The 3105-nt window shown below is 50.6% G+C and carries 1 rRNA gene; it reads right to left on the bottom strand.

The window, feature by feature from the left end:
* Positions 1-53 precede the first annotated feature (53 nt).
* A 23S ribosomal RNA gene (locus tag VSA01S_RS19375) occupies positions 54-2942 on the bottom strand.
* Positions 2943-3105 lie beyond the last annotated feature (163 nt).

The following is a 3105-nucleotide window of genomic DNA, read 5'->3' as shown; positions in this document are numbered from 1 at the left end:
TTCTTACACATTCAATGTTCTATTTGAGTCCATCAAAACCCTTTGGGTGTTGTATGGTTAAGCCTCACGGGCAATTAGTACAGGTTAGCTCAACGCCTCACAACGCTTACACACCCTGCCTATCAACGTTCTAGTCTCGAACAACCCTTTAGGATACTTAAAGTATCAGGGAGAACTCATCTCAAGGCTCGCTTCCCGCTTAGATGCTTTCAGCGGTTATCGATCCCGAACTTAGCTACCGGGCAATGCGTCTGGCGACACAACCCGAACACCAGAGGTTCGTCCACTCCGGTCCTCTCGTACTAGGAGCAGCCCCTTTCAATTCTCCAACGCCCACGGCAGATAGGGACCGAACTGTCTCACGACGTTCTAAACCCAGCTCGCGTACCACTTTAAATGGCGAACAGCCATACCCTTGGGACCGACTTCAGCCCCAGGATGTGATGAGCCGACATCGAGGTGCCAAACACCGCCGTCGATATGAACTCTTGGGCGGTATCAGCCTGTTATCCCCGGAGTACCTTTTATCCGTTGAGCGATGGCCCTTCCATTCAGAACCACCGGATCACTATGACCTGCTTTCGCACCTGCTCGAATTGTCATTCTCGCAGTCAAGCGGGCTTATGCCATTGCACTAACCTCACGATGTCCAACCGTGATTAGCCCACCTTCGTGCTCCTCCGTTACGCTTTGGGAGGAGACCGCCCCAGTCAAACTACCCACCAGGCACTGTCCGCAACCCCGATAAGGGGTCGACGTTAGAACATCAACACTACAAGGGTGGTATTTCAAGGACGGCTCCACGCAATCTAGCGACTGCGTTTCAAAGCCTCCCACCTATCCTACACATGTAGGGTCAATGTTCAGTGCCAAGCTGTAGTAAAGGTTCACGGGGTCTTTCCGTCTAGCCGCGGGTACACTGCATCTTCACAGCGATTTCAATTTCACTGAGTCTCGGGTGGAGACAGCGTGGCCATCATTACGCCATTCGTGCAGGTCGGAACTTACCCGACAAGGAATTTCGCTACCTTAGGACCGTTATAGTTACGGCCGCCGTTTACCGGGGCTTCGATCAAGAGCTTCGACCGAAGTCTAACCCCATCAATTAACCTTCCGGCACCGGGCAGGCGTCACACCGTATACGTCATCTTACGATTTTGCACAGTGCTGTGTTTTTAATAAACAGTTGCAGCCACCTGGTATCTGCGACTCTCAATAGCTCCATCCGCGAGGGACTTCACCGTCGAGAGCGTACCTTCTCCCGAAGTTACGGTACCATTTTGCCTAGTTCCTTCACCCGAGTTCTCTCAAGCGCCTTGGTATTCTCTACCCGACCACCTGTGTCGGTTTGGGGTACGATTCCTTACAATCTGAAGCTTAGAGGCTTTTCCTGGAAGCATGGCATCAATGACTTCACTACCGTAGTAGCTCGACGTCGTGTCTCAGCCTTAAGAAGAGCCGGATTTACCTAACTCTTCAGCCTACGCACTTGAACCTGGACAACCGTCGCCAGGCCCACCTAGCCTTCTCCGTCCCCCCATCGCAATTGTAAGAAGTACGGGAATATTAACCCGTTTCCCATCGACTACGCCTTTCGGCCTCGCCTTAGGGGTCGACTCACCCTGCCCCGATTAACGTTGGACAGGAACCCTTGGTCTTCCGGCGAGGGGGTTTTTCACCCCCTTTATCGTTACTCATGTCAGCATTCGCACTTCTGATACCTCCAGCATGCTTTACAACACACCTTCAACGGCTTACAGAACGCTCCCCTACCCAATGCACAAAGTGCATTGCCGCAGCTTCGGTTTACTACTTAGCCCCGTTACATCTTCCGCGCAGGCCGACTCGACCAGTGAGCTATTACGCTTTCTTTAAATGATGGCTGCTTCTAAGCCAACATCCTGGCTGTCTGAGCCTTCCCACATCGTTTCCCACTTAGTAGTAATTTGGGACCTTAGCTGGCGGTCTGGGTTGTTTCCCTCTCCACGACGGACGTTAGCACCCGCCGTGTGTCTCCCGGATAGTACTTACTGGTATTCGGAGTTTGCAAAGGGTTGGTAAGTCGGGATGACCCCCTAGCCTTAACAGTGCTCTACCCCCAGTAGTATTCGTCCGAGGCGCTACCTAAATAGCTTTCGGGGAGAACCAGCTATCTCCAGGTTTGATTGGCCTTTCACCCCTAGCCACAAGTCATCCGCTAATTTTTCAACATTAGTCGGTTCGGTCCTCCAGTTGATGTTACTCAACCTTCAACCTGCCCATGGCTAGATCACCTGGTTTCGGGTCTATATCCAGAGACTGAGCGCCCAGTTAAGACTCGGTTTCCCTACGGCTCCCCTAGATGGTTAACCTTGCCACTGAATATAAGTCGCTGACCCATTATACAAAAGGTACGCAGTCACCCAACAAGTGGGCTCCTACTGCTTGTACGTACACGGTTTCAGGTTCTATTTCACTCCCCTCACAGGGGTTCTTTTCGCCTTTCCCTCACGGTACTGGTTCACTATCGGTCAGTCAGTAGTATTTAGCCTTGGAGGATGGTCCCCCCATATTCAGACAGGATATCACGTGTCCCGCCCTACTCGATTTCACTTAAAATGCGTTGCCGGTTACGGGGCTATCACCCTGTATCGCACAACTTTCCAGAAGTTTCACCTGACGCATAATAAGCTTAAGGGCTAATCCAATTTCGCTCGCCGCTACTTTCGGAATCTCGGTTGATTTCTTTTCCTCGGGGTACTTAGATGTTTCAGTTCCCCCGGTTCGCCTCGTTATGCTATGAATTCACATAACGATACGTGCTTATGCACGTGGGTTTCCCCATTCAGAAATCCCAGACTCAAATGGTTGTTACTACCTAATCTGGGCTTATCGCAAGTTACTACGTCTTTCATCGCCTCTGACTGCCAAGGCATCCACCGTGTACGCTTAGTCACTTAACCATACAACCCCAAAGGGTCTTTTATAGTCAAACAACCAAAGTTTGCTATCTCATTATTTGAATGAGCGAGATAGCGTTCGATTTTGCCGGACTCAAATATGTTTTGCTTCATTCGTTAAGAATGGAGTAAAACCCAAGAACACTTGAATGTGTATTGGTACCTA

Source organism: Vibrio sagamiensis NBRC 104589 (assembly GCF_007990935.1).
GTDB classification, from domain to species: domain Bacteria; phylum Pseudomonadota; class Gammaproteobacteria; order Enterobacterales; family Vibrionaceae; genus Vibrio; species Vibrio sagamiensis.
This window is presented reverse-complemented; position numbering and strand designations above follow the sequence as displayed.